Raw genomic sequence first — 5,376 nt, 5'->3', positions numbered from 1 at the left:
GGCCGGACCCGGGGTTCGGGGGTCCGGCCTTCGGCGGCGTGTCAGGAAGGTGGTTCGGGGTCTCAGCCGACGGGGACGCCGTGCCGGAGGAGGTAGCCGACCGGGTCGATGTCGGAGCCGTAGTCGGGCGTGGTGCGGATCTCGAAGTGCAGGTGCGGGCCGGTGACGTTGCCGGTGGCGCCGGACAGGCCGAGCTGCTGCCCCTCGGTGACCGTCTGGCCGGCCCAGACGGAGAGCCGGGAGAGGTGGCCGTACTGGGCGTAGTAGCCGTCGTTCAGCCTGATGACGACCTGGTTGCCGTAGGCGCCGCCCCAGCCGGCGCTGACGACGGTGCCCGCGGCGACGGCCTTGACCTGGGTGCCGGTCGGCACGACGAAGTCGACGCCCGTGTGGTAGCCGCTGGACCACATGCCGCCGGCCACGTGGTACCTGGTGCCGATGGTGGCGCCGGTCACCGGGAGCGTGTAGCCGGTGGAGGTGACCTGCGGGGCCTGCTGGGCCTGCTGGGCCTGCTGGGTCGACTGGACCTGCGGGGCCGCGTGCGTGGCGGAGGGCTGCGGGGCGCCCGAGGAGTGCTGCGGGGCGGCGGTCTCGGTGCGGGCCGGCGCGGCCTCGCCGCCGAGCGTGAGCTTCAGGCCCGGGTGGATCAGCGACGGGTCGACGCCGACGGCCTGCCGGTTGTCGTCGTAGAGCCGGTGCCAGCCGCCGCGGACGTGCTGCTCGTAGGCGATCACCGAGAGGCAGTCGCCGGACTTGACCGTGTAGGTGCGCAGGGTCCGGCTCGGCTGCTGGGCGACGGTTTTCTGCACGGCCACCGGGAGGGACCGCACGGCCTTTCCGGTCACCGGCTGGGCCGTGGTGGCGGCGTGCGCCCCGGTGGCCCCGACGAGCGGGAGGGCCAGCGCGGCGCCACCGGTTCCGGCGACGGCGATGGAGCGGGAAAAACGCGGGGTCTTGGGACGTCGGTGCTTACCCTTGCCGGGCATGGCGCATTCCTCTCCGACGCCTGCGAGGTCAGCTGTCGGGTTCGGGCTGGAGCGGCCCGGCCGCGGTGCGCGGCTTCACCCCTAGCCTGTCGCGGAGACCGGACAGGCAGTCGTACCTGGTGGGTCCCCCGCTCCTGCCGAACGCGGGTCAAGTGTGTGGGGACTCCGGGCGGCGGCAGGATTCGGCGTTCCGTCCGGATGCGGGGTGAACGTAAGGGAGCAAGACGCGCGGAAACAAGCAGTGGATTCCCGGCGTCGGCGGTCCGGATGATCGAATGCGGGAATACACCATCACCCTGCGTGCATCCCCGCCCCTCCGTTCTGCGAATTCCCCATTTCCCCGCCGCGATTGCGCGGACACGACGCGCACACACGGTCACGAATATGACCCTCATCACGCCCCATCACGCCATGCCCCGTTATTACGTGGCGAGTTGTGATGAAGGAGCTGATTCAGGACAGGCGACTCAGATGCGGCACAACCGGAGAACCGTCGCATCCAGGTCACCCTTGAGTCCGGTGTGCAGCCCGTGGTGCAGCAGCACCGCACCCCGGTGCACTTCACCCGTTTCGCGACATTCGTACGACGCCGCCGGGTCGAGGCCGCGCAGCCGCACGGCCGGCACGGGCTCGCCGTAGCTCTGCGCCTGGAGGCAGGCGAGGACCACGGTCTCATCCTCCAGGAGGTACTGGACGGCGCTCAGCCCGCCCGCCGGGGGCCGCAGCCGGTACTGGTCGCCACGCTGGACGAGCGGCCGGATCTCCTTGTACAGCTCCACCCATCGCCGGGCCTCGGCCAGCTCCCCGTCGCTCCACTCGGTGAGGTCGCCGCCGACGCCGAGGACGCCCGCCATGGCACTGACGAAGCGGAACCGCAGCGAGCTGACCCTGCCGTTGAGCTGGGTGTTCGGGCTGTCGGTGACCCAGGCCGCCATGACCCGGGCGGGGTGGATCTGGCTGAACCCGTGCTGGATGGCCAGCCGGTCCAGCGGGTCGGTGTTGTCGGAGGTCCACACCTGGTCGGTGCGGCTCAGCACCCCGAGGTCGATCCGGCCGCCACCGCCCGAGCAGGACTCGAAGGCGACGCCGGGGTGGGCGGCGCGCAGCCGGTCCAGCAGGGCGTACAGGGCGCGGACGTGGTCCACCCACAGCCGCTGCGGGTACGGCTCGCCGGGCCAGCCGGCGTCGGTGAAGCAGCGGTTGAAGTCCCACTTCACGTAGTCGACAGGGGCGCTGGAGAGCAGGGCGTCCAACTGCTCCCACAGGTACTGCTGGACGTCCTCGCGGGCGAGGTTGAGGACGAGCTGATGGCGCAGTTCGGTCCGCTCACGACCGGCTTGGTACTGCACCCAGTCGGGGTGGGCGCGGTACAGCTCGCTGTCCGGGTTGACCATCTCGGGTTCGACCCAGATGCCGAACCGCATGCCCAGGCCGTGCACCTGGTCCGCGAGCGGCTTGAGGCCGTGCGGGAAGCGGTCCGGATTCGGGGTCCAGTCGCCGAGTCCGGCGCGGTCGCCGGTACGCGCGCCGAACCAGCCGTCGTCCACCACGAACAGCTCGACGCCGATCGCGGCGGCCCGGCGGGCGAGGGCGGTCTGCTGCTCCTCGGAGATGTCGAAGTTCGTCGCCTCCCAGGAGTTGAAGAGCACCGGACGGTCCCGCCCGGCGTCCGGGATGACGTACGCGCGCTGGTACGCGTGCCAGGCGCGGCTCGCGCCGCCGAAGCCGCCGTCGCTCCACAGGCCCGCGAAGACCGGGGTGGTGTACGACTCCCCCGGCGCGAGGAGCAGCAGCCCCGAGTCGTCGTACCCGGCGCCGCCCGTGATCTGCACGCGCGCGTCCGGGAGTTGCGCGACCGCGATCCGCCAGGAGCCGGACCAGCCGAGCGCGCAGCCGTATACCTCGCCGCGCTCCTCGGTGGCGTCGGTGTCGAGCGCCACCCAGGGCAGGTGCTGATGACCGGTGTGGCCGCGCCGGCTGCCGATGACCTTCTCGCCGTAGGTGAGCGGCGCGACGGCGAGCCGGGACTCGGCCGCCCAGCGGCCGTGCAGCTGGGACAGCCGCCAGCCCTCGCGGCCGGGCAGGGTCCAGGTGGCCGCGTCGGCGCGCAGCAGCTCCACGCGCGCGTGCCCGCCGTTCTCCAGGGTCACCCACCGCTCGACGACATCGCCGCGCATGCGGTGGTGCAGGGTGATCGCGAACCCGTCGTCGTCGAAGCGCAGCCGCAGTTCGCCGTCCTCGGCCTCGTGGGACACGAAGCGCCACTGCGTGCCGCGCCGCTCCTCGGTGCGCACGGACAGGGCGGGGCGGACGAAGCGGGGGCCGCCCTCGACGGGGTACTCCTCGCGGCCGTCGAGCGGGGACTCGAAGGGCCGGTGGCCGGGCAGCGGGCGCTCCGCCAGTGCCTCGGCGTCCGCGAGCTCGATCCTCGGCCCCCAGTGGAGGTGCAGCAGCTCGTCCGCCTCGGTGAGATGCAGGGCATAACTGCTGGTCGGCCCCGACAGGAGCCAGGTTCGACCGTCTTCGGCGATGTCCACCATCGAGACCTCACAGGTGCCAACAGACCCGCTCAAGTACGAACATCATCAGGCCCTGGAGTCCCAGGTGACAATGCCTGTGGACAACTCATTGCCCGGGGAAATCAATGTCGTATCGTCGACAGAGCGCCCGCCGACGAGCCGCGACGGCGGGGCCGACCGGGAGGAGACCCCGTGACGCAGCAGGTCCCGTCGACCGAGCCCGAGCTGGCCGGAGTGCGCAACTTCCGTGATGTGGGCGGGCTTCCGACCGTGGACGGCCGGCGGGTGCGGCACGGCGTGCTGTTCCGCAGCGGACACCTCGCCCACGCGACCGGGGAGGACGCGGTCTTCCTCGCCGGCCTGGGCCTGCACACGATCTTCGACTTCCGCAACGCGGCCGACCAGACGCTGGAGGGCCCGGACGTCGAGCTGCCCGGCGTGCGCAATGTGAACCTGCCGCTGAGCGACCCGGCGGACGGCGCGGAGTTCTGGAAGATGGTCCGCGACGGCGACCTCGACCAACTGCGCGCGATCCTGGACGACGGCAAGGGGGCGGCCCGGATGGTCACCTCGTACCGGACGATCGTCAAGGAGCGCACCGCCGAGCACTCCCGGGTGCTGCACTCGCTCGCCGAGGACAGCGTGCCCGCGCTGATGCACTGCGCGGCCGGCAAGGACCGCGCGGGCATCTCGATAGCCGTGACCCTGCTCGCCGTGGGCGTGGAGCGCGAGGCGATCGTCGCCGACTACCTGGAGTCCAACGCCAAGCACCGCCGCTACAAGGTGCGCCGTAACGGCAGCGCGTCGAGCGCGTACACCCCCGAGGTGATGGAGCTGCTCAGCCCGCTCTTCGACGCCCGCGCCGAGTACCTGGCGGCGGCCTTCGACAGCATCGAGGAGACCTGGGGCGGTGTGGACCCGTACCTGGAGCAGGGTCTGGGGCTGTCCCCGGAGACTCGGGAGCGGCTGCGGGCGCGGCTGGTGGACTGAGCGGACCGCCGGGCGGCCTCAGCCCTTCCCGCCCAGCGCGAACAGCAGGTAGAGGAACGCGGCGAAGAGGTGTCCGACGGCGATGTAGATGATCAGCCGGATCCACAGGGCACGGGGGAACTTGGTCTCGAGGTCGCTCATGGCATCTCTCCGGTCAGGGGCCCCAGGCACAGTGCGGCCGTGGGGCTCTGCAGCAGGGTGTGGACGAACAGCAGCTCCACGCCGCCCTGGTCCTCGGCGGCGAGGCGGTGCGGGGTGAGCGAGTCGAAGTGCGCGCTGTCGCCGGGCGCGAGCAGATGCACGGTGTCGCCGAGGCGCAGGCGCAGATGCCCCTTCAGGACGTAGAGCCACTCCTCGCCGGGGTGGACGCGCACGATGTCGCCCTGGGAGCCGTAGGGCACCCGGACGCGCAGCGCCTGCATGCCCCGGCCGGGCGCTCCCGCCTGGAAGTAGGTCCAGCCGCCCGCCCGGGTCGGCTCCATGTCGCCGGCCCGTACGATCGCGTCCCGGCCGGCGACCGTCTCGCCGAGCAGTTCGGAGACGGTCGTACCGTAGATGCGGGCGAGCGCGAGCAGCATCGGCAGCGAGGGCTGGCGCTGCCCGGTCTCCAGGCGCGACAGATGGGCCGGTGACAGCCCTGCTTCCCGGGCCGCGGCCTCCAGGGTGAGGCCGGCGCCCCGGCGCAGGGAGCGCAGTTGCGGCGCGACGGTGGGCAGGTCGTCGCCCTGGCCCGCCGACGGCGGGGCGTCTGAGGCGTTCATGCCTCCATTGAGCCCCAATTTTGCCCGAGCGGCAATTTTCTTGCCTGTGAGGCAAAGATGCCAGGCCCCCTGTCATGGGGTGCTACCGGCCCGTCCCCCGATCCGTGCGCGGGCGCCCCG

Annotated in this window: 5 protein-coding genes and 1 riboswitch; of the genes, 1 reads left to right on the top strand and 4 read right to left on the bottom strand. The window is 71.9% G+C overall.

Annotated elements, in window-relative coordinates; all coding sequences use genetic code 11:
• Nucleotides 1-62 precede the first annotated feature (62 nt).
• Both ACWEN3_RS40485 and ACWEN3_RS40480 read right to left on the bottom strand, forming a co-directional pair.
• Entirely contained in the window at nucleotides 63-986 is a 924-nt protein-coding gene (locus ACWEN3_RS40485) for a M23 family metallopeptidase (protein WP_452981935.1), read from the bottom strand.
• A 2-nt stretch (nucleotides 987-988) separates the two neighbouring features.
• A riboswitch (cyclic di-AMP (ydaO/yuaA leader) is annotated at nucleotides 989-1,151 on the bottom strand.
• Nucleotides 1,152-1,453: 302 nt separating this feature from the next.
• Nucleotides 1,454-3,526 carry an alpha-galactosidase gene (locus tag ACWEN3_RS40480; RefSeq protein WP_452981938.1) on the bottom strand — a complete coding sequence of 691 codons (2,073 nt, stop codon included), beginning with the start codon at nucleotides 3,524-3,526 and terminating at the stop codon, nucleotides 1,454-1,456.
• Nucleotides 3,527-3,697: 171 nt separating this feature from the next.
• On the opposite strand from ACWEN3_RS40480, the gene ACWEN3_RS40475 reads away from it, so the two are divergent.
• Nucleotides 3,698-4,495, top strand: a complete 798-nt coding sequence (locus ACWEN3_RS40475; RefSeq protein WP_452981932.1) for a tyrosine-protein phosphatase — start codon at nucleotides 3,698-3,700, stop codon at nucleotides 4,493-4,495.
• A gap of 18 nt (nucleotides 4,496-4,513) precedes the next feature.
• Here ACWEN3_RS40475 and ACWEN3_RS40470 read toward each other — a convergent pair whose 3' ends face one another.
• Both ACWEN3_RS40470 and ACWEN3_RS40465 read right to left on the bottom strand, forming a co-directional pair.
• Nucleotides 4,514-4,636, bottom strand: a complete 123-nt coding sequence (locus ACWEN3_RS40470) for a DUF6126 family protein (protein WP_452981930.1) — start codon at nucleotides 4,634-4,636, stop codon at nucleotides 4,514-4,516.
• Entirely contained in the window at nucleotides 4,633-5,256 is a 624-nt protein-coding gene (locus tag ACWEN3_RS40465; RefSeq protein WP_452981927.1) for a helix-turn-helix domain-containing protein, read from the bottom strand. The genes ACWEN3_RS40470 and ACWEN3_RS40465 overlap by 4 nt, the downstream gene beginning before the upstream one ends.
• Nucleotides 5,257-5,376: the final 120 nt, after the last annotated feature.

This window comes from Streptomyces sp. NPDC004561, from assembly GCF_053602155.1.
This window is presented reverse-complemented; position numbering and strand designations above follow the sequence as displayed.